Below are 23,777 nucleotides of genomic sequence, written 5' to 3' on the forward strand. Positions count from 1 at the left end.
TAGCCTAAAAGTATCCTAATCATTGCTGAGTGTTTGAGGCTCTCAGCAACAACTCAACTATGTCCCCATACCAGCCATAGCTGGCGTGGGATAACCTGCCCACCATACCGTTTTTGACCTGTAGCTGTCCACGCAAAAACCACATTTCATTAACAAAAATCACAAAAAAGCTTATCGATATGACTCATGATTCTTAACTGACTGTTTTTAATCGCATTAAATAAAAAAAGCCCGTCAACTTAATAAAGTGACGGGCTCTAATTGCTCAAGTTAACTCACTACTTTTTAGGCTTTGATTTACTCTTGCCCTTTTCATCGTACATTTCATCAATTTCGTCTTGGTAACGATCATTGATAACCTTGCGACGAAGCTTCTGAGTTGGAGTCAGTTCGCCCTTCTCCATAGAGAAAGCTTTAGGTAGCAGTTTGAACTTTTTCACTTGCTCAAATTTGGCTAAGTTTTGCTGTAGTTCAGCGACTCTAGCTTCAAGCATCTCAACGATTTGGCTATGCTTTAGTAGTTCTACCTTGTCATGGTATTTGATATTAAGCTCTTTGGCGTGTTCTTCTAGCGCTTCAAAGCTTGGTACGATCAAAGCCGAAACAAACTTACGGGTATCAGCGATAACGGCAATTTGTTCGATAAAGTGGTCTTTACCAATAGTACCTTCTACTACTTGAGGTGCGATGTACTTACCACCAGAGGTCTTCATCAACTCTTTGATTCGGTCAGTAATAAATAGGTTTCCATTGTCATCGAAATGACCCGCATCTCCTGTCTTCAAAAAGCCATGTTCGTCAAAGGTTTTAGCTGTCTCTTCTGGCAACTTGTAGTAACCACGCATAACCATAGGACCACGCACTAAGATCTCGTTGTTTTCACCGATCTTAACTTGAGCTCCCGGCATTGAGGTGCCGATAGAGTCTGGGTTAAATGCAGGCTCATCCCAACAAGAAACGGTCGCCGTTGTTTCTGTCATGCCGTAGCCTAGCTTCACGTTCAAACCTAGCGCATGGAAAAATCGACCGATGGTTTCATCAAGCTTTGCGCCGCCACATGGCATCATCGTAATGTTGCCACCTAGTAGAGCTCTGAGCTTGCTCAGTACTATTTTATCCGCTAGAGCATGGCTACGCTTAAGCAAATAAGAAGGTTCACGTTCCTCCTGCTTACACAGCGCAATACGTGCACCCATGTTAACAGCCCATGTAAACATCGCCTTTTTGACAAAAGAAGAGCGAGACACTTTTTCATGTATCGCAGAGAAAATCTTCTCATAGAAGCGAGGCACAGCACACATCACTGTAGGCTTAACCTCACCCAACGCATCTTTAACCTGCATGGTATCAACCAAATAGGCATTGGTTGCGCCCGTATAAAGAACAAACATAGTCCAGGCGCGCTCAAATACATGCGAAAGAGGTAAGAAGCACAAAGACACATCATCTTTAGTTAGATTCAAACGCTCAACATGCCCTTCTAATTGAGAGGCAAAGTTTGCGTAATCTAGCATCACGCCCTTTGGTTGACCTGTAGTACCTGAGGTGTAAATCAATGTCACAAGATCGTCTAGATTTGCATCAGCAAGACGCTGCTCAAATTCATTGTTGAGCGTATCAATATCGCTCTTCTGCTCTGAGCATTGAAGGAAGTCATCCCAAGAAAGGCTGAAGCTATTATCTTCAAGTTTGATGTTGTCGCACATCGCAACAATCAGCTCTAGCTGTTCGCATTGCTCGAAGATACCTACAGATGCGTCATATTGTTCTTGTTCACCAACGAACAACACCTTAACGTCTGCATTTTGAATAACGTAAGCAGATTGTTCTGCGGTATTAGTAGGATAAATAGGAACGGTTACAACACGCGCTTGTAATGCACCTATATCTGCCATTGTCCATTTTGGCATGTTGTTGGAATAGATACCGACCTTATCCTGAACACTCAATCCTTGAGCCAAAAGTGCCATAGAAACAGCGTCCATTTGCTGTCCAAATTGCGACCAAGAAATATCGCACCAAGCACCATCAACCTTATGTTTGAGTGCAGCGCGATCTCCTCCATCTACAACCTGTTGGCGAACCTTTTTTACAATGTGAAACTCTGAACTGGTCATAAACCTCTACCTTTTGGCTTACAAGTGTAAGCTGAGTGAGCGCATAGTTTACAGTCGGGTAAATAAAACGCAATTCTAATAGCTTTCTCATCATACAAATTTGGACATAAATCCGGTTTTTACTCACTGGTAAGAGTAGTCAGTATTTGGAAATGGATAATAAAAAAGCACCAAAAAACCGACTTTTTGATGCTTGATGATTTTATGCGCTATTTTTGGCTAAAGATCCCTAACGATCTTTTGCAACTACTTCTGTGCAAACCGTCATTAATTGTTCTTTCATCCACACATGTGCTTCATCATTTTCACGTGATTCATGCCATGTCAGGTAAGCCTTAATCTCAGCCAGTTCACTAGGGAATGGCAATGCATGAATACCAAGACTGGTAGGAAAAAAGTCTTTAACCCAACGCGGCACAACACAAATAAGTTCAGATTGCGCAGAGACAGCGATCAAGTTGCCTAATGTCGCACCTCGGTATGAAGAGGTCACTTCTAAGTTCTTATAGATTCGATTACTCAAACCCATCACATCGCTAGTTGGAGACAAACATGCATGTTGTTCAGCTTGAAGCTGTTCTATAGAGATCTGCTGATTATTGCCTAGGCGAGGATGATCCTTTGCACAAATGACCACAAGCTCATCGCTGTAAAGTTCTGTACTCACAAAACCAGGTTGTTCGAAACAAGTATAATCAATCACAAAATCTAGCTCTTGTTGCTTGAGCTTCTCGTGTAACGAAACACCACCCAGCGAGTCTAGGTTTAACTTAACGTTAGGTGCTTTCTCAGTCGTGTTTTTAATAAGTTGAGGTGCAAAGCGAACGTCATTAGGTGTTCCGATTGCAATAGAGAATGTATTTGTCGATGTTGCTGGATCAAATACAGCACCAGGCAATTCATTCTTAACCAACTGTAGTGCCTGACGAACAGGAACAAACAATTGACGAGCACGAAGAGTTGGAGAAATACCACGGCCTTGACGCATAAATAGATCGTCTTTAAACATTACCTTTAAGCGCGCTACTGCATTACTTACCGCAGGTTGAGACATGTTCAGATTTTTCGCTGCACGAGTGATATTTTGCTCTCGCATAACTGCATCAAACACTGTCAGCAGATTTAAATCGACTCCACGTAAGGTTGTTCCTTGGTGAGCTAATCCTTGCTGCCAATCATGTGAATTGCTAGTTAACATATACTCTTCTCTTTATTCTATTTAGCCAACCGCGAGTCAGTTTTACTGTATAGCTCGTATCAAAAAAACAATTACTAAACTACTTACTGACCTGCGAATCATCAACGGGGTGAATATTCAATAGCGCTAATATGTTTCAAATCATCACCACTGAACAAGTAAATTGATAAAGAATGAGTACATTTTATCAACAAAAACGAATTCAACATAAATAACAATAACTTAATGTAATCATAAAAAAATCTAAATCAGATTTTGTGATGAATAATTAGACAAAAAACAGCCATTGGTGAAAGCAGCATGCGATAAAAATGGTAAGCGACTATCAAAAAATGGCCATTTACCATTAAAGAAGTGAGAACAGATGATGAGAATTATTCAATCCAATAGATGTGTTATATGACTAGGGAAATCGACTTGCTTCCACAGTTTTTGGCTCAATGCTTCCTGCTGATGCCAGTCTCCTTCTATCACCCAATCAGAAATAGCCCCTGCAACATCAGGATAACGAATTGGGTCCGGTTTTTGCTCGCCTAACCACTTTCGTATTGTTCCAGCTTCTAATTCTAGCATTGCCGAACCCAAGCCAAGATATTCCAAAGTAGCCACATTGCTTTGCTGTTCAAATTGTCCATTAAGAGGTTTAAGCAGTAGTTTTTTCCCCAATGAGAGAGCCTCTGATGGCAATTCAAATCCACCGTTCGCAATCACTCCCTGGCAACGAGAAAGGTCGCCCTGAAATGAAGAAAATGACAGAGGACGGAACTGCACATTCCCAATGTCATCTGCATCTCTTACGTCCGGGTGATAACAGCGAAAGGAATGATCAGAAAAACGCTGCAACAAATCTGCGACTTGTTTTAAATCCTCAAATGGTAAATATACTAAAATAAACGCTTCTTCAGTTACTGTATTTTGCGCACAAGTGTGAACAATTGGTGGCAAGATAGGTTGCTCAAAGTGATACCAATGCAGGCCAAGTTGGAAGTCTGAAGGGGCGAAGTGATGAATAATCGTTTTATCCATCAAGCCAAACCCTTTCTTTGGAACCTGAAAACGAAACGCATTCTGATGACTGATTCCAATGCAAGGCACTTTGTGCTTCTTAGCTGCCCACGCAGAGATAGGCTCAAAGTCATTCAGTACTAGGTCGTAGTCTTTGACATTTAAGCTATTAATGTCTTGGAACAACTCCAGCAAATTATTATTGGTAGCCGTTTTTATATAATCTACTTTGCCACAATGAGAGTTAAATGTGAGTCCAGAAAAAGAACGATAACCATTAAAAGACTCCATTGAGAAGTACTTTTCTCTTTCTCTGCCCGAAAACACAAAGTCGACCTGAATCCCATCTTGCTTTTGAAAGGCTTCAGCCATCGCCCTAGCTCGAGCGATGTGTCCATTTCCGGTGCCTTGCACGCCATAGAGTATCTTCACAAGTTACACTCCTACGATTGCCATTGCGGTGAATGAACTGGCTAAGCCCAGCATCACACCAGCAACGATATCGCTAAAGAAATGAACGCCCAGTAGAATTCGAGATAGTGCAATGAGACCAGCCCAAACCACCGCTATCACAACTAAACTGGGGAAAAAAGTACAAGTTAGCACCGCCATAATAGTCGCAGCAGCAGTATGGCCTGACGGCATACTGTACTTATCAGAAGGCTCAATAAAATTGGTTAATCTAGAGGATAAATCATGGGGGCGGCGGCGGCGAAAGCTATTCTTTGCAATCCAATAAATAGGCAACTCAATTACAAACGAAATCAGACCGCAGGCAAGAAAAAGGCTGCCGATAGTCGAATCAGCAACCCAAGCAATCAGAGCTATTGCTGCGTAGAGATGACCATCTCCAGAATGAGAGATGGCCCTGCTAAATAAGCCTACTTGAGAAGCGAATCTATGTTCAAGACAGAACAGTGAAAACGCGAGATCAAAACGAACGATCGGGTTTAATCGTTGTATACCCTGACTTTCTATATCAAAACTACTCATGTCGCCTTCCTTATCAACTACCCCAATGGGTTAATGCCCAAACTAAGGAAGTTAAATGACAAGAAGGTGACGTTTTGTTTGACCTGAGGTTACATTTCAAACACTTTTTGATGTACTCAAACTAAATCATTGATAGTTATGCATTAAGATTCTCATGCTTAGATACCTTGCCAAAGTCCGCCAGTATGGAATAAGCGCAAGGAACCATGAACAGTACCAAAACTGTTGAAGCAAAGATGCCAAATACTATTGATATCACCAGAGGTTGAATAACCTGAGCCTGTAGACTTGTTTCCAGTAGCAAGGGCAATAAACCCGCTGCAGTTGTCAGCGAAGTAATAAATACCGCTCGGAAACGCTCTTTACTCGCTTTAACCACTGCATCATGCACTGTATCCCCATCGTCTACATGAAAGCGTATGTACTGAACTAAAAGAATAGAATCATTGACCACAATCCCCGCAAGAGAAACAAATCCCATAATACTTGGCATACTCATATTGTGACCCAGTAGGAAATGTCCCCAAATAACCCCAATGAAGGCTAACGGTATTGCTAGCATGACGACAAAAGGTTCAAGATAGCTACGGAATTGATAACTCAATATAGCAAATACCCCAAACAAGCCAACTAAGAAGCCTTTACCCATCGATGAACCGGTCTTTGCTGTGTCTTTAGACTCTCCTTCAAAATCGACACGAATACCAGGGTACTTCTGCTGAAGCTTAGCAAGTTCCTGTGTTTTGAACTTATTGATAATCTCCCCAGAACTAGCCTTTGATGTGTCTAAATCACTAAATACCGCCACCGTTCGCATACCGTTAATCCGCTGAATGCGCACATAATTACGCTGAAAGTCGAAGCTTGCTAAGGTTGCAAGAGGGATCTGAGCCCCATCTGGCATGATAATTGGGAAGTTAGCCAGACGCTCAAGATTGCCCGCCTCCTCCTTGTCTAAACGCACCTCAATCTTAATATTCTCAACACCAATCTGGATCTCATCCGCCGTTTCACCATAAAAGGCTGCACGTAACTGGCTTGCAATCATCTGCCCGTTCACGCCGTAGGTTTCAGCACCAGGACGCAATTTAACCAAAACTTCTTCTTTACCCATTCGCATATCATCAAGCACGCCATGCACACCATCAAATTCATTCAGGTAAGACTGTATCTCTACTGAGGCTGCCTTAAGTGACTCAAGATCATCATGCTGCAAACGGATCTCTATTGCTCGTCCACCAGGCCCCATAGTCGGTTGCTTAAATACCAGCGAAATAGGCGCAGCCATTTCCCCTGCATCTTCGCGCCAAGCATCAATAAAGTCATCAAGGATAGTATTTCGCACTTCAGCGCCAAGCAGGTCTAGACGAACCGTTGCAATGTGCGGGCCTGATTCATTGGCATCAGCATTGCTATTAAAGCTTGCGGTAATGTGTTGAATCAAGGGGACGCCATTTTCGACTTTTTCGGTCCATTCCTTATCAAGCCTTTCTGCAGATTTAACCAGTCGATCGACTACCTTTTCAGTTTGGCTCAGTGACGCACCAGGAGGTAGTATGATTCGGGCTTCAGCTATATCTCCATCCAACTCAGGAAAAGGTACGAACTTGAGGTGACCACCTGCAAGCAAAGAAATAGAAATGAGCAAGGCTGCGATAACCGAGCCCATAAATAGGTATCGATACTCAACCGCCTTATCCACTGCACGAACTAACGGCCCATTACGAAACTGCTCAAACTTCTGCAGAAATACCGTTTTAAAGCGCAGATCTGGGCGCTCTTTCTTAGCTCCGTGTAGTGAATGCGCTAAGTGATGTGGCAAGATCAAAAAAGCCTCTATAAGACTGATGCTTAACACTAGAATCAGAACTTGTGGCACCGCTTTTAGTACCGCACCCATCTCGCCATCTAAGAACAACAAGCTGCCAAAAATGCATACTGTGGTTAGAAATGAAGATACAACTCCGGGGAGAACCTTTTTCACACCGTTGATTACCGCATCATCAATGCTTTGCCCTCGATCAAGGTGCGAGGCTATCGACTCGGCTATCACGATAGCATCATCCATCATGATACCGATGGCCATCAGTAAACCAACCAGCGACATAATATTGATGGAAATCCCCAGATTTGCCATCATGAAAATACCACCTAAGAAAGCAACTGGAAGACCTGCAGCAACCCAGAATGAATATCGCAAACTAAAGAACAGCCACATAGTTGCAAATACTAAAACAATGCCTTGCCAACCATTACGCACCATCATGCTCAGTCGGTCCCAGAGCACAGATGAAAGATCATTGGTCATCTCGATTGTGACTCCATCGGGCGCAATAGCGCGCTGATCTTCAACAAAACGGACTACATTGTCTTTGATCCTAAGGGCATCATCTTCTTTATTTTTACTTACTTTGAGTATTGCCGAAGGCTTTTCGTCAAACAGCACCTTCTGCTCATCCAACTCAAAACGATCAGTGATGGTCGCTACATCACGCAGTCGCACAATAGAACCATTGGGCCCAGAACCCACAACAAGACTCTCTAGTTGCTGTGGAGTAATACGCCTTTCATCAAAACGAATCAGTAAATTTTTATCCGGAGTCTCCACATTACCACTAGGCAGTTTTACGTTCTGTTTCCCAATTTGTAATGCGATATCATTTACGCTCAGTCCAAGCTGACGCATGATGTAAGTATTGAGTTCGACGCGATATTGATGATCAGAAAAACCTGAAACATCAACCAGTGATACGCCATAATCCAGCTTCATAGTGCGTTTCAGACTTTCTGCGTAAGCCTTTAACTCTGGCCAACTAGTATCGGCAGTAATCGCAACATCTACCACGGGCTCATTCCAATCAAGCTCTTGCACCATTGGAGATTCTATCTCGTCTGGAAAGTCATTGATGGAGTTAATTTGCGTTTGCACATCCACCAGCATACGACCAATATCCGCTGAATTATCGAGCTTTAACGTCAGTCGAGCGCTACCTTCGATAGCCTCACAGGTGGTTTCTTCAATGTTGGACAATCCATCTACGGCATCTTCCATCCTGACACACAAACTCTCTTCCACTTCCATTGGCGAAGCACCAGGGTAGACAATGGTCGCCATAATGTAAGGGGGAGAAAACTCAGGAAATGTTTCTCGTTTGATCGTAGGCAAAGTAAGAACACCTACCAGAAAGATAAACAGCATCAATAAGTTGGCAGCTGTTGGGTGCCTTGCAAAAAAACGAATCACGCGTCACCCTCCAAAGACTTTGGATCATCGTCAAGGGTTTCAAGCTTCAGTAACATCCCGGGGATCGCTGGCAACAAATCGTTAAGAATCAAAGTATCCCCATCAGAGAAATCACCATCAACAATCACCTGCTGGTCACGTCGATACAGTACGGTTACTGATAATATTTTTAACTTACTGTCTTCGAATAAATAAACCTTATCGCCATGCAAAGCTCGCTCTGGGATTACCCAAGCAGCAGATTCAGTCCCCTCGATTTTAGCTCGAACCAGCATGCCACTGACCATTGGTGGTGTGCCACTCGGAGATAGCTGACTATAGTCTTGCTTAACCTCTAGAATAACACCTGCTGTTGCTTGAGTAGGGTCGATAGAATCACTCACTCTTGCAACTTTAGCCGGCCACGTGGCTTCCAGATTACCACTGGATAAAGTGACCTCTGCATGAAGACGAGAAAAACTTGGCAGCGGAGAACCCACTGCATCACGCTCTTTCGCTTCAAGACTTTGCACTAGCAGTTGCATATCATGGATAGAAAGCTGAGCCTCAACCTCCATTACGTCTAGTCCTTGCGCGACTATCATTTCTTGTTGTAGGTTCACTACCTGATTAAGCTCGATATCGACCGACGAAATTCGTAAATCACGAGGAAGAACAATACTGGTTTTTTCAAGGGAACGTTCTGCCTCTTTCACTTTGGCTTGATTGACTTCGATTAGTGCCTCTGCGACTTTTGTTTCATCAGGATACAGCGCCATCTGATTTTCAATATCTTGAACCAACTTCTGCTGTGCAAGATATGTTTGTTGCTGTGCATCAACGTCAGACTGAGAAGCCACTTTCTTGCTTCTCAAATCTTGAATACGCTTGAGTTCTGTTTCGGCTAGCTTTAAGCGGTTCTTTTCAATTTTTAAACTGTTCTTATTGTTACTGTTTTCTAGAGCCAATTTTTTAAGTTGGGTTTCACTGGAACCTAGGTCCGCTTTAGCTTGAATCAGTTTTAATTCGTAATCTAACGGGTCAATCCTAAGCACTTCAGTGCCCGCGGTTAGGATGCGTCCGCGTTCAAGGTCTGGATTTCGATAAACGACCTTACCGGTAACCTCTGCAATTGCCTTCCATTCAAACTTAGGAGATACCTGTCCAAATCCTATGGCCTCTGGGGCCATAGAGACTGGAGTCATTATCATGACTTCAACAGGCCTCGCTCTGTCTCCCGCCGGCTTAGTTGGAACATCAGGGCGAGTTTCAATCATTACAACAAGAGTGATGATTCCGACAGCAAGTGCGGGGAAGAAAAGCAGTTTTCGGTTAAGTTTCATTGATTGTTGTCCTGGCTCTGAACCTTGGTATTTATCATTCCTGATGCGATAACACTGAGGTTATGTTGAAGCATCTCTTCTAGAAAGCTTGGGGTGAGTTCAATTTGATGCTTTTCCAGTATTGCCGGCGGTGAGATAAAGGGAAACATCAGCATACTGATGAAAGTAAGCTTGCACTTCTTAACATCTAAGTCCGAACGAAATACATTGTGTTTATTTTGGCTAAAGAGCAGATCATCACCCAGAGTACCTACGAGTTGATCAAATAGCTTTTCCGTCACTTGACGCTGAACTTCCGAAGAAGGTTGCATCATTATACGCGTAAGCATGCGAGGAAACTCTGGGTCTTTACTCATGACCTGATAGTGAACACGCATGATGCTCTCTAAAGATTGTGAGCTTGGACTTTGCTTATGCCTACGCATGCTTTCAAGTATCGGTGTCATTACTGAATTTATCATGGCCTCAAACAGACCTTCTTTATTGCTAAAGTAATAACGAATCATGGCTGAATTTACCCCTGCCTTTTCTGCAATCAGGCGCGTTGATACTTTTTCATAGGGCATACTGCTAAACAGCAATTTGGCGCTCTGAATGAGACACTCTCTCGCCTCCGTTTTTTCAGCTGGGCGACCCGCCTTTCTAGACATCGAATTCCAATCACTCTTTAATTACTCAATTGATTAATTATAGTGACGTAATACGGAAATAGAGAGGAGTTAAATTAATCAAAAACAATAAAAGTGATTAATTTAGCTTAATCAATGCGTTAAAGATGAAATTGAGATAGCAATCTTTACCTGTAAATCTAATTTTGAAGAAATGTTGAAGATTTATTCCACTTACCCCTTGACGCTTACAAGCGAATTGCGGTATTAATTTGTTAACTTAATTGGTGGATTGTTTTTCTATTATGAAATTTGGTGTTTCAACTTCTCTGCTCCTCCTCCTGATCGTGACTTAAACACGCGGGTTGCTAGTGGGCGAAAAACACCACCAAGATTGATAAAACCCGCAACTTGAATGCGGGTTTTTTTATGCTGAAATTTAATCACAACGCTGGAAAAAGGATGCCAACATGAGCGATAAGGTCATTGTCTTTGACACCACACTACGAGATGGCGAGCAAGCACTCTCTGCGAGCTTAACTGTCAAAGAGAAACTACAGATTGCCTATGCACTCGAGCGCTTGGGTGTGGATGTTATTGAAGCTGGCTTCCCTATTTCCTCTCCAGGTGATTTTGAGTCAGTACAAACCATTGCTAAGCACATCAAAAACAGTCGTATCTGTGCACTGTCTCGCGCAGTAGCTAAAGATATCGACGCCGCTGCAGAGGCGCTAAAGGTTGCGGACCAGTTCCGAATTCATACCTTTATCTCAACTTCAACCATTCATGTTCAAGACAAGCTTCGTCGTAGCTATGATGATGTCATTGAAATGGGTGTAAATGCAGTAAAACATGCACGTAAATACACTGATGATGTTGAGTTTTCTTGTGAAGATGCAGGTCGTACCCCTATCGATAATCTATGTCGTATGGTGGAATCTGCAATCAATGCAGGTGCCAACACAATCAATATTCCTGATACTGTGGGCTATACCGTTCCTAATGAATTTGGCAGCATCATCGAAACCCTGTTTAATCGTGTACCGAATATCGATAAAGCGATTATCTCTGTGCACTGTCATGATGACTTAGGTATGTCTGTAGCTAACTCTATTGCGGCAGTACAGGCAGGTGCTCGTCAGATCGAAGGGACTATCAATGGTATCGGTGAACGTGCGGGTAACTGTTCATTAGAAGAAATTGCGATGATCATCAAAACTCGTGAAAGCTTCCTTGGTGTTCAAACCAACCTTAAACACGATGAAATTCACCGTACCAGCAAATTGGTTTCTCAGCTTTGTAATATGCCAGTGCAAGCAAACAAAGCGATTGTAGGTGCTAATGCCTTTAGCCACTCCTCAGGTATCCATCAAGATGGCATGCTGAAGAATAAAAATACCTACGAGATCATGACTCCTGAGTCTATCGGCCTTAAAAACCAAGCGTTGAACCTAACTAGTCGCTCTGGCCGCGCTGCGGTGAAGAGCCATATGGATAGCATGGGGTATAAAGAAGAAGAGTATCAACTAGATACTTTGTACGCTGACTTCTTGAAATTAGCCGATCGTAAAGGTCAAGTATTCGACTACGACCTTGAAGCTCTGATGCACTTTGCAAACCTTCGTGACGAAGATGACTTCTTCAAGCTTAACTACTTGAGCGTTCAGTCTGGTAGTGTAATGGCAACCACTAGTATCAAATTACAGTGTGGTGATGAAGAAAAATGCGAAGCTGCAGTGGGCAACGGCCCTGTTGATGCCCTTTATCAATGTATTTACCGCTTAACGGGTTATGAAATTGACCTAGATAAGTTCGACCTTACAGCGAAAGGTGAAGGCGAAGATGGTTTAGGTCAGGCAGATATCATTGCCAATTATAAAGGGCGTAAATATCACGGTACAGGCCTAGCTACCGATATCGTAGAAGCATCGGGACAAGCATTACTTCATGTAATTAATAGTATTCATCGTGCCGATCAAATCGAAGTGATGAAGCAGAAAAGAAACACAGAAACCGTTTAATACTTCGCCCCTTGTTTATTTTCGCAAGGGGCTGCTCAACATTTATAATTTTAAGGAAGACCATTTCATGGCAGATAAATCTTACAAGATTGCCGTTTTACCCGGTGACGGCATTGGCCCAGAAGTAATGCAACAAGCTCATAAAGTTCTTGATGCAATTGAAAGCAAGCACTCTATTAAGTTTGAGCGTAGTGAGCATGATGTAGGTGGTATTGCTATCGACAATCATGGCTCGCCATTACCAGAGTCAACGCTAAACGGCTGTGAAGCTTCTGATGCTATCTTGTTTGGATCTGTAGGTGGCCCTAAGTGGGAAAACCTACCTCCAAATGATCAACCTGAGCGTGGTGCCCTACTTCCTCTACGTAAACATTTCCAACTGTTCTGTAACTTGCGTCCCGCACAAATCCACAAAGGCTTAGAGAATTTCTCTCCGCTTCGTGCAGACATCTCAGAGCGTGGCTTCGATATTGTCGTGGTTCGTGAATTAACTGGTGGTATTTACTTTGGTCAGCCGAAAGGGCGCGAAGGCGAAGGTGCAAATGAGAAAGCATTTGATACTGAGGTTTACCATCGCTATGAGATTGAGCGTATTGCGCGTATCGCATTTGAGTCTGCTCGCCTGCGTGGGAAAAACGTTTACTCCATCGACAAAGCGAATGTTCTACAAAGCTCTATTCTTTGGCGTGAAGTTGTAGAAGAAGTAGCAAAAGACTTCCCTGATGTTGAACTGAACCACATGTACATCGATAACGCGACTATGCAGCTTATCAAAGACCCATCTCAATTCGACATCATGTTGTGCTCAAACATCTTTGGCGACATCATCTCTGACGAATGCGCAATGATCACGGGTTCAATGGGTATGTTACCTTCAGCAAGTCTGAACGAAAGTAACTTTGGTCTATATGAACCTGCTGGCGGCAGTGCTCCTGATATTGCTGGCAAAAACATCGCTAACCCAGTCGCCCAAATCCTATCTGCCGCTCTAATGTTGCGCTACAGCCTAGGTGAAGAAGCCGCAGCAAAAGATATCGAAAACGCAGTATCTAAAGCATTGGCCGCAGGTGAGCTTACTGCAGATCTTGCTGGCGAAAAAACTGCGCTAACGACTTCAGAGATGGGCGATAAAATCGCTGAATACGTTCGTAACTCTTAAAATAGATTAATTTCCTTCGCATTCATTTGTGAAAGAAAAAGGAAAGAATAATGGCTAAAACCTTATACGAAAAAATCTACGATGCGCACATTGCTGTAGAAGCAAAGGGTGAAAACCCAATCTTGTACATTGATCGCCATCTAGTTCATGAAGTGACCTCACCACAAGCGTTTGATGGTCTGCGTGAAAAAGGACGTCGCGTACGTCAAACAAGCAAAACCTTCGCCACTATGGATCACAACGTATCCACTACCACCAAAGACATCAATGCCTCTGGTGAAATGGCTCGCATCCAAATGGAAACATTATCTCGCAACTGTGCTGAGTTTGGCGTTCGCCTTTATGATTTAAACCATAAATATCAAGGTATTGTGCACGTAATGGGCCCTGAGCTTGGTATTACTCTTCCTGGCATGACTATCGTTTGTGGTGATTCTCATACTGCGACTCATGGCGCATTTGGCTCTATCGCGTTTGGCATCGGTACATCTGAAGTTGAACATGTACTTGCCACTCAAACGCTAAAACAATCTCGTGCTAAAACCATGAAGATTGAGGTTAAGGGTAAGGTTGCAGAGGGCATTACCGCCAAAGACATCGTACTTGCTATTATCGGTAAAACAACGGCTGCCGGTGGTACTGGCTATGTGGTTGAATTCTGTGGTGAAGCCATTACAGACTTATCGATGGAAGGTCGCATGACAGTCTGTAATATGGCGATTGAACTAGGTGCTAAAGCTGGCCTAGTCGCTCCAGATCAAACTACCTTTGATTACATCAAAGGACGCAAGTTTGCACCAACAGGCAATGATTGGGATGAGGCCGTTTCATACTGGTCGAGCCTAAAAACCGATGATGACGCTGAGTTTGATGCTGTAGTGACACTAGATGCTACAGAGATAAAACCTCAAGTTACATGGGGAACGAACCCAGGTCAGGTTATCTCAGTGGATACACCGATCCCTAATCCGACAAGCTTCAGCGACCCTGTAGAGAAAGCCTCTGCGGAAAAAGCTCTCGCTTATATGGGACTAGAAGCAGGCAAATCACTTTCTGATTACCCTGTCGATAAGGTGTTTGTGGGCTCTTGTACCAACTCTCGAATTGAAGACATGCGCGCAGCGGCAAAAGTTGCACAGGGTCGCCAAGTAGCGAGTCACGTTCAAGCGCTAATCGTTCCCGGCTCCGAGCAAGTAAAAGCTCAGGCAGAAGCAGAAGGTCTAGATAAGATCTTTATCGACGCGGGCTTTGAGTGGCGCCTACCGGGCTGTTCAATGTGCCTTGCTATGAATAACGACCGCTTGGGTCCAAAAGAGCGTTGTGCCTCTACCAGTAACCGTAACTTTGAGGGACGCCAAGGCCGTGAAGGTCGTACGCATCTAGTTAGCCCAGCAATGGCCGCGGCAGCAGCAATCGCTGGTCATTTTGTCGATATTCGCACTTTTGAACAGCAGTAAGAGGAAATAACATGTCAGGTTTTAAACAACATACAGGCTTAGTCGTTCCTCTTGACGCTGCGAATGTGGACACAGATGCCATCATTCCAAAGCAATTTCTACAAAAGGTTACGCGCACGGGCTTTGGGCAGCACTTGTTCCACGATTGGCGCTTCTTAGATGATGCTGGTCAGCAAGCAAACCCTGAGTTTGTAATGAATGAACCTCGTTACAAGGGCGCAAGTATCCTTCTGGCTCGCGAGAACTTTGGTTGTGGCTCATCACGTGAACACGCACCTTGGGCACTAGCTGACTACGGCATTCAAGTGATGATAGCACCCAGTTTTGCCGATATTTTTTATGGCAACTCCATCAACAACCAGATGGTTCCAGTGCGCCTAACGGAACAAGAAGTCGATGAAATATTCACCTTTGTTGATGCAAACGAAGGTGCTGAAGTGACGGTAGATTTAGAAGCGATGCTAGTTACCGCTAATGACAAGCAGTACAGCTTTGAAATTGATGAGTTCCGTCGTCACTGTCTGCTCAATGGCTTAGATAACATTGGTTTGACTCTTCAGCATGCTGAAAAAATCACAGAGTACGAGAACAATATCCCTGCATTTATGCGTTAAATACAATTTGTTGAAATAGAGTTCTCAATTGAAAGGTCTTGTTTATACAAGGCCTTTTTTTCTAGGCCCTAATACCAAATTGGAGAAAGACATGTACAAGGTATGGATATTGATTCTCACGTTATTCTCATTTAATGCATTTAGCGCACCAAAATCCGAACCATGGCCATTTTGGGATAAACACACCCAAAGTACACAAAGCATCGATCACAACCAATGGCAGGCTTTATTGGACGCTTATTTAGTTGAGAGCAGTGAATATACTTTGTTTCGTTATGCCTCAGTCACAGACACTGACAAGCAAGCGCTCAAGACCTACATCTCAGCCTTAGCCAAGATTGACCCTCGCCAGTACTCTCAAGCAGAGCAATACGCGTATTGGGTTAACTTTTACAATGCCTTAACCGTTGACCTGATTCTAGATAACTACCCGGTAAAATCCATCACCAAGCTAGGCGGATTATTTAGCTTTGGACCTTGGGGTGAGAACATTATTGAAGTGGCAGGAAAGCCATTGAGCCTCAATGATATTGAACATCGGATTCTGCGCCCAATTTGGCAAGACCCCCGTACCCACTACGCGGTCAATTGTGCCAGTCTAGGTTGCCCGAACCTTCAAGCACAGGCGTTTACCTCCGAAAACACTGAGCAACTACTAGAGCTGAGTGCGCAAACCTTTATCAACAGTGATAAGGGGGCCAAACTCAGCAATGGTGAGCTTCAGCTTTCTTCAATTTATGATTGGTTTGCGATTGACTTTAAGGGAGAACAAGGAGTGATCAAGCATCTTGCAAAGTATCGCCCTGAACTCACAGACTTTGAAGGAAAAGTGAGCTTTGATTACGACTGGAAACTCAATAAAGCAAACTAGAAGCTTGAGCCGGGCTGAGTAAGGAACAGAACTTCCTCACTGGTACTTTCGCGACCTAAAACTATATTGCGATGAGGGTAACGACCAAATCGTTCTAAAATAGCCGTATGCTTAAGATGGAACTCGACGTTTTGTGTCAAACCGCTTTGGGTAAATAATTGCAGTCCATGTTCGTGTATCAATAATGATTCACTGTGCATGTACGGCATGTAAACAAAGCTACGTTGCTGTGAGGAGAGTTTTGAATCATCGTCAAGCGAGACCGCTTCTTGCGCTAGAGCAAGAGCTAGAGGGTCACTCGCAAAGGCCCGTGGTGAATCCCTAAATAGATTACGCGAAAACTGATCTAGAACGATTATTTCCGCCAGTCTCCCCTGAGGAGACTGACGCCACTCAACTAACTCACATCGGCAGGCCTTGCTGTGCAATTCACCAAATCGCTGCTTAATCTGTTGATCTAGTTCAGCACTAGAACGAAACCAATCATTTGGCTGCAATTCTTCGAACCAAAAAATCAACACATCATCGTAACTTGGTGTCATAAAATACCCTTATTTGAAGCCTCGTTCTTTCTTCACTACATCATAGGCATTTTGAATCTCTTGCGCCTTTTCTTTTGCTACTTCAAGCATTTCTGGCGGCAAGCCTTTTGCTGATAGTTTATCTGGATGGTGCTCATTCATTAACTTGCGATAAGCGCGTTTAATCTCTTTAGGTTCAGCCGAGGCTTCTACCCCTAGGATGTCATAAGCGGCTGCAAGCTGATCTTGAGTTGTGGCTTGCTGCTGATAGCCGCCACCAGAGTACTGTCCGCCATAGCCGCCGCTTTGTTGAAAGCGATAAGCCGCTTCTTGCATTTTCAAACGACGCTCAAGTTGCGCAGCACTGAAACCTAACACTTCAGCCACGATATGCAGCACATCGCGCTCGTTGGGGTGGATACTACCATCGGCAAAGGCTGCGGAAATCTGCAGTTCTAAAAAGAACTGCATTAAATCATGCCTACGCCCACTCACTTCTCGAACGCGACCTAACACTTCTCTCAATGGAAAAGACGATGACTTACCTTCACGAAATGCTTCTTGAGCAATGCGTCTCTGATTTTCATCCAGATTCATGCGTTGCATCATAATATTTGCAAGCTGAATCTCTCGTTCAGTGACTTGGCCTTTTGCTTTTGATACATGACCCATTACCGAAAATGCAGCTTTAAAGAACTCTACTTGCTGTGCTGGATTAACGGTTCTCTGGTATCCAGAAAAGCCTCCCTGACGGGCTTGATTGATCGCTTTTGCGCGATCAAAACGATGGCCAATATACAATCCGATGAATGCGCCAATGGGCCCACCAAACAGAAAACCAAAAAATGCGCCTAAAATTTTGCCAAAAAAATACATGCTTTTTTCTCAATCTACTAATTTTTATAGAGTAATGTGCTCTTTTAGTGCCTGATGCTCCAAATTCTATTATCATAAGGAACATTCGACCAAGTAAACGGTCAGTTACAGTCTACGGACTTATTCATCATCAAGGAAGTTTCTAATTCGATGTCAAAATTTCCCCGCACCTGGCTCGCTCTTTCAATAACCACAGCACTGTGTGTTACAAATGCGCAGGCAGAAACTAGTGTGCAGGAGAACTCACAAGAAGATCAAGGCTCACTTTCACAAGTTGATCTTAGCGACTCCCAAACAGAACTCACCGATAATTCAACTGCCGAACAAAATGCAGAACCGGCAGCTGAGCTGACGGCAATTGTTTCTGCAGCCGAAGACCAGACCTTTGACCTTACCTCTCAATGTATTATCCCTGAAAAATCAGAAGAGGAAGAGGAACTGCCCACTCATGTAGAGGCTGACTCGCTCGATGGTATCAACGGTAAAGAAGCCACCTACCGAGGTAATGTAAAGGTCACCCAGGGAACAAAGCGTGTTAATGCTGATACTGTAACCTTGTTCCAAGCTGACAATACTATAGTTGCAAAAGGTAATGTGGAAATGTCTGACGGTCAAATTAAGACCGTATCAGAAACCGCCACCACTAACCTAGACACTGATGTAACGACACTAGAAATGGCAAATTATAATTTGCTGTGTCAGAACGGACGTGGCGATGCCAAAGTTATTCGCGTTGAAGGAAAGCTTTACTATGAATTAGAAGATGGCTCGATCACCTCTTGTCCAGAAGATGATAACTCATGGCGTTTAGTTTCTTCATCTATCGAGATTGACCAAGAGGCAGAAGAAGCCACCTTGTATCATCCTCGTTTTGAAATCCAAAACATCCCCGTGTTCTATTCGCCTTGGTTGACCGTACCTATCGGTGACACACGTAAGACTGGTTTCCTTTATCCAACAGTCGCATATGGAACAAGCGATGGCTTTGAGCTTGAAATCCCTGTCTATTGGAACCTTGCACCAAACTACGATTTAGAAACCACGTTTAAATACATGTCAGAACGTGGAGTGCAGACTGATGGTAAATTCAGGTACTTGAGTGGCTGGGGACGCGGCCAAATCGATGCTCAATTTTTAGGTGATGACCAAAAGTACCCTGAATATGGCGATCGTTGGGGCGTAGGTTATACCCACTATGGTGTGTTTGATCGCAACTGGAAAGTCGAAGTTGACTATGCCAAGGTCAGCGACATTTATTACTTCCGAGATGTTTCATCTAGTATCGGTGAACGCGAAGATGGTCAACTATTACAACAAGGTAAGGTGTCCTATCGTAATGAGCATTGGGATACCAGTGTACTAGTACGAGATTTTCAGTTGTTATCAGACACTAACGATCTACCTTATCGAATGGTGCCTCAGCTTAGTGCAAACTATTTTTATCCGGAACTTTTACCATATCTTGATTTTGACATGATCAGCCACGTAACTCACTTTGAAACTGATGACACTCAAAATAATAAACCCAATTCTGCAACACGAGTACACATCGAACCAGGACTTAAAATACCTTTAAACACTACATGGGGTCATTGGGAAACTGAAGGTAGGCTTTTAACTACTTACTACAATCAAGATCTTGATGGGGTAACACCTTCAATCGCAGATGGTACCCAATACTTAGAAAGTAGCGTTACTCGAGTACTGCCAGAGTTTAGGACTAGCGGAACTATATATTTAGAGAGAGGCACTACTCTAGCAAATGGATACACGCAAACCTTGGAGCCGAAGATACAATATCTTTACGTACCTGATAAGTTTCAAGAAGACATCTATTTCTATGATACGACTAACCTTCAAACAGATTACTATGGTCTATTCCGTAGTCGAAGCTATAGTGGCGTAGACTATATAAAAAATGCGAATCAAGTAAGCTATGGCGCAACCACGCGATTCTATGATGCAGCTTACAGAGAACGACTCAACATTGCATTTGGCCAAATTTACAAATTTGATGAAGAAAGCACAGAAAACCCAAATCGCGGTAACGGTAATTCTGACAACTTAACGTGGGCTGTTGAAGCCGAGTTTAACTTCAATGACTCCATTTTTTACAATGGTAGCATCCAGTATGGTGTCAACTCACAAAGCGTAGAAATAGCTGATAGTACTTTAGAATATCGAAAAGGTCCGGGTTACATTCAAACCAACTATCGCTATGTAACTAAAGATTACATTGAAAATTCGGTAGACATTAGTTCTATAGATTCAATCACCACTGACGGTATTTCTCAGGTTGGTCTACTAGGTGGGTATAAATTCAATAGAAACTGGAATTTTAACGCTCAATATTTCTACGATACAACAGAGAACATTACCCTTGAATCCTTGGCTCGTATTACTTACACCTCAGATTGTTGGTATGTGGGTATAACCTACACAGATCAACTTCGTTCATGGCCAGGTGGCGTCGGTACAGCTAATCCTGGACCTGAATACGAAGAGAATATTAGCTTTAATATCGGTATTATCGGATTTGGCACTAACTTTGGCACTGAGTATGGTGACGGAGGTAACGCTCTAGGTTACGGTCGTCCTTTCTACCTGAATAATTAAATATCTCATTGGCAATATGCCGATGACCACGAAGAAGATGTATTGGAAAAATAATGAATAAGTTTAAACGACTCGTTACTACTATTCTCTTGGTCCTGCTGCCCGCTATTAGCCTAGCTGCCCCAGTAGAAATGGACAGAGTAGTTGTAATCGTTAACGACGGCGTAATCTTGCAGAGCGACATTGATAGTGCAATGAAGACACTGAAGTTCAATGCTCAAGAAAATCAGCAAGCTCTTCCTGAAGCAGATGTGTTAAATGAGCAAGTGATCGACAAATTGGTCATGGATGAACTGCAATCTCAAGAAGCAGAGCGCATTGGTGTAAGAATTGATGACAACCGCCTTGATGATGCAGTGCAAAGCATCGCTAAAAGCAATAAGCAAACACAAGCTGAGCTCATTGCGAGTATTCAAGCACAAGGCTTAACCTACACTGAATTTCGTGAACAAATTCGCAAAGAGGTCGCTATCTCAGAGGCGCGCAATGCTCTAGTTCGTCGCCGAATTAATATTCTTCCTGCCGAGGTAGAATCAATGGCAGGTATGTTAGCGAAGGAAACCAATAAGAGCGTTAACTATCGCGTGGGCCATATCCAGCTACGCTTCAATGATGATGATTCAAAAGCAGAAATTGAAGAACAAGCTAATGAGTTGGTTGAGCGTTTGAAAAAGGGTGAGAAATTTTCTGAGCTTGCGATTGCCTATTCTAAGGGACCTAAAGCCCTAGAAGGTGGTGATTGGGGGTGGATGCGTAAAGAAGAAATGCCGACAATTTTTGCTGACCAAATCACTACGCAAGGCAAAGATGCCATTATAGGTCCATTTCGCAGCGGAATTGGTTTCCACATACTGAAAATTGAAGATGTGCAAGGACTGGAAACAGTTGCAGTAACTGAAGTTAATGCTCGCCATATCCTAATTAAGACCTCTGTCATTCTAAGTGATGAAGGTGCACAAAAAGAACTGTACGGCTTTATTCGTCAAATCAGAGCAGGTGAAGCGACCTTTGGCGAACTAGCACAACAATACAGCGCTGACCCAGGCTCTGCTGCTCGTGATGGTGAACTTGGCTACCAAACTCCTGATTTGTACGTACCTGAATTTAAATACCAAGTAGAAACATTGCCTGTTGGTCAAATTAGTGAACCATTCAAAACGGTACATGGCTGGCACATTGTCGAGGTGATAGATCGCCGTGAAGTTGATCGTACTGATAGCGCAATGAATAACAAAGCATACAGAATCTTATTCAATCGTAAATTTAACGAAGAAGCCTCAGCTTGGATGCAAGAGCTTAGAGCCAGTGCCTTTATAGAAATGGTACAAAGTCAAGATGACGAAGAGGTCAGTAATGAGCTGTAATCGCATCATTATTACGGCAGGTGAACCTGCCGGGATTGGTCCTGATTTAGTCTTATCTCTAGTACATAATAATCACCCACATCAGTTAGTGATATGCGCTGATAAAAACATGTTGCAGCAACGTGCACTGCATCTAGGCATAGACGTTGCTTTACTCGATTACGATGCCAAGCAAGCGCCATCACCTCAGCGTAGAGGGACACTGACGGTTGAACACATTCCAATGGCAAAAGAAGCAGTAATTGGTCAACTGAATGAAGCTAATGGACACTATGTGCTAAAAACATTAGAAAGAGCCGCTCAAGGCTGTATGAATGATGAATTTGCCGCTATAGTGACCGGCCCCGTGCATAAGGGCGTAATTAACCGAGCTGGCGTTGCCTTTAGTGGGCACACAGAGTTTTTTGCTGAACAATCCAACACGCCTATGGTCGTGATGATGTTAGCAACAGAAGGGTTAAGAGTGGCACTGGTCACTACACACATACCATTAGCGTATGTATCAAAAGCGGTGACAAAAGAAAGAATCGAGCAAATTATGCAGATATTGCATAAGGATATGGTGACTAAATTTGCCCTTCCTCACCCTCGAATCTATGTTTGCGGCTTGAACCCTCATGCAGGGGAAGACGGCTGTTTAGGGCAAGAGGAAATTGAAACAATTACCCCAACCCTAAATAAGCTCAGAGAGCAAGGTATGGATATTATTGGTCCTTTACCTGCTGACACCATTTTTAATCACAAGTATCTACAAGATGCTGATGTGATTTTGGGTATGTACCACGACCAAGTGCTTCCAGTGCTAAAATACAAAGGCTTTGGAAGTTCAGTGAATATCACTTTAGGTCTACCCTTTATAAGAACCTCTGTCGACCACGGCACTGCCTTGGATTTGGCCGGCACAGGTAACGCGGATACAGGAAGTTTCCAAACTGCACTTTCCCACGCGATTGAATTAGTTGAGAAAAAACAATGAGTAATGATGTCCACTTAGGACACAAAGCGCGTAAACGTTTTGGTCAAAACTTTCTAAACGACCCGTACATTATTGACGGTATCGTTTCTTCTATTAACCCTCTTCCAGGACAAAACTTGGTTGAGATTGGCCCTGGTTTAGGTGCAATTACTGAGCCTGTCGGCAAGTTGGTTGATAAACTGACCGTTATTGAGCTCGACAGAGATCTAGCCGAGCGTTTGCGTAATCACCCAGACTTGAGTGAAAAGCTAACTATCCACGAAGGCGATGCCATGCGTTTTGACTTTACCCAACTGGTAAAGCCAAACAACAAACTGCGTATCTTCGGCAACTTACCGTATAACATCTCAACCCCTTTGATGTTCCACTTGTTTGAGTTCCATAAAGATGTTCAAGACATGCACTTTATGTTGCAAAAGGAAGTGGTTAACCGCTTAGCTGCCGGCCCTGGCACCAAAGCTTATGGTCGCCTAACTGTTATGGCTCAGTATTACTGCAAAGTCATGCCTGTTTTAGAAGTACCACCAACTGCTTTTGTTCCGCCGCCAAAAGTGGATTCAGCCGTTGTTCGTCTAATGCCGTATGAAACATTACCGCACCCGGCAAAAGACCTAAAATGGTTGGATAGAGTGTGTCGAGATGGTTTCAATCAACGCCGTAAGACGGTGAGAAATTGCTACCGTTCACTGATAAGCACTGAAGTCATGGAAGGGCTTGGAGTCAATCCAAGCATGCGACCAGAGAATCTAACTCTGGAACAATTTGTCGATATGGCGAACTGGCTTGCCGACAATCACTAGAGCCAATAAGCTCTA

At 43.4% G+C, this 23,777-nt stretch carries 18 protein-coding genes; 9 read left to right on the forward strand and 9 right to left on the reverse strand.

Annotated elements, in window-relative coordinates; genetic code table 11:
• Window positions 1–278: 278 nt before the first annotated feature.
• The 7 genes from OCU48_RS11610 to OCU48_RS11640 all read right to left on the reverse strand — a co-directional run bounded on the left by OCU48_RS11610 (window position 279) and on the right by OCU48_RS11640 (window position 10,529).
• Complete coding sequence (locus tag OCU48_RS11610; protein ID WP_141344872.1) at window positions 279–2,117, reverse strand: AMP-dependent synthetase/ligase; 1,839 nt, start codon at window positions 2,115–2,117, stop codon at window positions 279–281.
• A 229-nt stretch (window positions 2,118–2,346) separates the two neighbouring features.
• On the reverse strand, window positions 2,347–3,315 hold the full coding sequence (gene leuO, locus OCU48_RS11615) for a transcriptional regulator LeuO (RefSeq protein ID WP_141344871.1): 969 nt from the start codon (window positions 3,313–3,315) through the stop codon (window positions 2,347–2,349).
• A 378-nt stretch (window positions 3,316–3,693) separates the two neighbouring features.
• Window positions 3,694–4,752, reverse strand: coding sequence for an MJ1255/VC2487 family glycosyltransferase (locus tag OCU48_RS11620; RefSeq protein ID WP_141344870.1), 1,059 nt, complete (start codon window positions 4,750–4,752; stop codon window positions 3,694–3,696).
• A 3-nt stretch (window positions 4,753–4,755) separates the two neighbouring features.
• The gene (locus OCU48_RS11625; protein ID WP_141344869.1) at window positions 4,756–5,313 is read right to left on the reverse strand and encodes a phosphatase PAP2 family protein; all 558 of its coding nucleotides are present in this window, start codon (window positions 5,311–5,313) and stop codon (window positions 4,756–4,758) included.
• Window positions 5,314–5,449: 136 nt separating this feature from the next.
• The gene (locus tag OCU48_RS11630; protein WP_141344868.1) at window positions 5,450–8,557 is read right to left on the reverse strand and encodes an efflux RND transporter permease subunit; all 3,108 of its coding nucleotides are present in this window, start codon (window positions 8,555–8,557) and stop codon (window positions 5,450–5,452) included.
• Window positions 8,554–9,879, reverse strand: a complete 1,326-nt coding sequence (locus tag OCU48_RS11635) for an efflux RND transporter periplasmic adaptor subunit (RefSeq protein WP_141344867.1) — start codon at window positions 9,877–9,879, stop codon at window positions 8,554–8,556. The genes OCU48_RS11630 and OCU48_RS11635 overlap by 4 nt, the downstream gene beginning before the upstream one ends.
• The gene (locus OCU48_RS11640) at window positions 9,876–10,529 is read right to left on the reverse strand and encodes a TetR/AcrR family transcriptional regulator (protein ID WP_141344866.1); all 654 of its coding nucleotides are present in this window, start codon (window positions 10,527–10,529) and stop codon (window positions 9,876–9,878) included. The genes OCU48_RS11635 and OCU48_RS11640 overlap by 4 nt, the downstream gene beginning before the upstream one ends.
• 428 nt (window positions 10,530–10,957) lie before the next feature.
• Here OCU48_RS11640 and leuA point away from each other — a divergent pair, with 428 nt between their 5' ends.
• From leuA to OCU48_RS11665, 5 genes are all read left to right on the forward strand, one after another.
• Window positions 10,958–12,508: a 2-isopropylmalate synthase gene (gene leuA / locus OCU48_RS11645; RefSeq protein WP_141344865.1), complete on the forward strand. Its 1,551-nt coding sequence runs from the start codon at window positions 10,958–10,960 to the stop codon at window positions 12,506–12,508.
• 67 nt (window positions 12,509–12,575) lie between these two features.
• Window positions 12,576–13,667, forward strand: a complete 1,092-nt coding sequence (gene leuB, locus OCU48_RS11650; protein ID WP_141344864.1) for a 3-isopropylmalate dehydrogenase — start codon at window positions 12,576–12,578, stop codon at window positions 13,665–13,667.
• Between the two features lie 50 nt (window positions 13,668–13,717).
• A complete protein-coding gene (leuC, locus tag OCU48_RS11655; RefSeq protein WP_141344863.1) occupies window positions 13,718–15,124 on the forward strand; it encodes a 3-isopropylmalate dehydratase large subunit in 1,407 nt (468 codons plus the stop codon).
• A gap of 11 nt (window positions 15,125–15,135) precedes the next feature.
• The gene (gene leuD, locus OCU48_RS11660) at window positions 15,136–15,738 is read left to right on the forward strand and encodes a 3-isopropylmalate dehydratase small subunit (protein ID WP_141344862.1); all 603 of its coding nucleotides are present in this window, start codon (window positions 15,136–15,138) and stop codon (window positions 15,736–15,738) included.
• A gap of 91 nt (window positions 15,739–15,829) precedes the next feature.
• The gene (locus OCU48_RS11665; protein ID WP_141344861.1) at window positions 15,830–16,609 is read left to right on the forward strand and encodes a DUF547 domain-containing protein; all 780 of its coding nucleotides are present in this window, start codon (window positions 15,830–15,832) and stop codon (window positions 16,607–16,609) included.
• Here OCU48_RS11665 and OCU48_RS11670 read toward each other — a convergent pair.
• Both OCU48_RS11670 and djlA read right to left on the reverse strand, forming a co-directional pair.
• On the reverse strand, window positions 16,606–17,151 hold the full coding sequence (locus OCU48_RS11670) for a DUF924 family protein (RefSeq protein ID WP_141344860.1): 546 nt from the start codon (window positions 17,149–17,151) through the stop codon (window positions 16,606–16,608). The two genes, OCU48_RS11665 and OCU48_RS11670, sit on opposite strands and share 4 nt — an antisense overlap.
• A gap of 9 nt (window positions 17,152–17,160) precedes the next feature.
• A complete protein-coding gene (gene djlA, locus OCU48_RS11675; protein WP_141344859.1) occupies window positions 17,161–18,006 on the reverse strand; it encodes a co-chaperone DjlA in 846 nt (281 codons plus the stop codon).
• Between the two features lie 150 nt (window positions 18,007–18,156).
• Here djlA and lptD point away from each other — a divergent pair, with 150 nt between their 5' ends.
• Genes lptD through rsmA form a run of 4 tightly spaced genes read left to right on the forward strand, consistent with a single transcriptional unit; the run spans window position 18,157 to window position 23,762 of the window.
• Window positions 18,157–20,622, forward strand: a complete 2,466-nt coding sequence (gene lptD, locus OCU48_RS11680; protein WP_141344858.1) for an LPS assembly protein LptD — start codon at window positions 18,157–18,159, stop codon at window positions 20,620–20,622.
• A 53-nt stretch (window positions 20,623–20,675) separates the two neighbouring features.
• On the forward strand, window positions 20,676–21,986 hold the full coding sequence (surA, locus tag OCU48_RS11685) for a peptidylprolyl isomerase SurA (RefSeq protein ID WP_141344857.1): 1,311 nt from the start codon (window positions 20,676–20,678) through the stop codon (window positions 21,984–21,986).
• A complete protein-coding gene (gene pdxA, locus OCU48_RS11690) occupies window positions 21,976–22,962 on the forward strand; it encodes a 4-hydroxythreonine-4-phosphate dehydrogenase PdxA (RefSeq protein ID WP_167496168.1) in 987 nt (328 codons plus the stop codon). Before surA ends, pdxA begins: the two co-directional genes overlap by 11 nt.
• A complete protein-coding gene (gene rsmA, locus OCU48_RS11695) occupies window positions 22,959–23,762 on the forward strand; it encodes a 16S rRNA (adenine(1518)-N(6)/adenine(1519)-N(6))-dimethyltransferase RsmA (RefSeq protein ID WP_141344855.1) in 804 nt (267 codons plus the stop codon). The genes pdxA and rsmA overlap by 4 nt, the downstream gene beginning before the upstream one ends.
• Window positions 23,763–23,777: the final 15 nt, after the last annotated feature.

This window comes from Vibrio inusitatus (genome assembly GCA_024346935.1).
GTDB classification, from domain to species: Bacteria; Pseudomonadota; Gammaproteobacteria; order Enterobacterales; family Vibrionaceae; genus Vibrio; species Vibrio inusitatus.

Excerpts from the sequence above, each read along its gene's own strand:
- OCU48_RS11640 (WP_141344866.1), bottom strand. The coding sequence starts at position 10,529 with ATGTCTAGAAAGGCGGGTCGCCCAGCTGAAAAAACGGAGGCGAGAGAG.
- leuC (WP_141344863.1), top strand. The coding sequence starts at position 13,718 with ATGGCTAAAACCTTATACGAAAAAATCTACGATGCGCACATTGCTGTA.
- OCU48_RS11625 (WP_141344869.1), bottom strand. The coding sequence starts at position 5,313 with ATGAGTAGTTTTGATATAGAAAGTCAGGGTATACAACGATTAAACCCG.
- leuO (WP_141344871.1), bottom strand. The coding sequence starts at position 3,315 with ATGTTAACTAGCAATTCACATGATTGGCAGCAAGGATTAGCTCACCAA.
- leuA (WP_141344865.1), top strand. The coding sequence starts at position 10,958 with ATGAGCGATAAGGTCATTGTCTTTGACACCACACTACGAGATGGCGAG.
- OCU48_RS11670 (WP_141344860.1), bottom strand. The coding sequence starts at position 17,151 with ATGACACCAAGTTACGATGATGTGTTGATTTTTTGGTTCGAAGAATTG.
- leuB (WP_141344864.1), top strand. The coding sequence starts at position 12,576 with ATGGCAGATAAATCTTACAAGATTGCCGTTTTACCCGGTGACGGCATT.
- lptD (WP_141344858.1), top strand. The coding sequence starts at position 18,157 with ATGTCAAAATTTCCCCGCACCTGGCTCGCTCTTTCAATAACCACAGCA.
- pdxA (WP_167496168.1), top strand. The coding sequence starts at position 21,976 with ATGAGCTGTAATCGCATCATTATTACGGCAGGTGAACCTGCCGGGATT.
- rsmA (WP_141344855.1), top strand. The coding sequence starts at position 22,959 with ATGAGTAATGATGTCCACTTAGGACACAAAGCGCGTAAACGTTTTGGT.
- OCU48_RS11635 (WP_141344867.1), bottom strand. The coding sequence starts at position 9,879 with ATGAAACTTAACCGAAAACTGCTTTTCTTCCCCGCACTTGCTGTCGGA.
- OCU48_RS11665 (WP_141344861.1), top strand. The coding sequence starts at position 15,830 with ATGTACAAGGTATGGATATTGATTCTCACGTTATTCTCATTTAATGCA.
- surA (WP_141344857.1), top strand. The coding sequence starts at position 20,676 with ATGAATAAGTTTAAACGACTCGTTACTACTATTCTCTTGGTCCTGCTG.
- leuD (WP_141344862.1), top strand. The coding sequence starts at position 15,136 with ATGTCAGGTTTTAAACAACATACAGGCTTAGTCGTTCCTCTTGACGCT.
- djlA (WP_141344859.1), bottom strand. The coding sequence starts at position 18,006 with ATGTATTTTTTTGGCAAAATTTTAGGCGCATTTTTTGGTTTTCTGTTT.
- OCU48_RS11610 (WP_141344872.1), bottom strand. The coding sequence starts at position 2,117 with ATGACCAGTTCAGAGTTTCACATTGTAAAAAAGGTTCGCCAACAGGTT.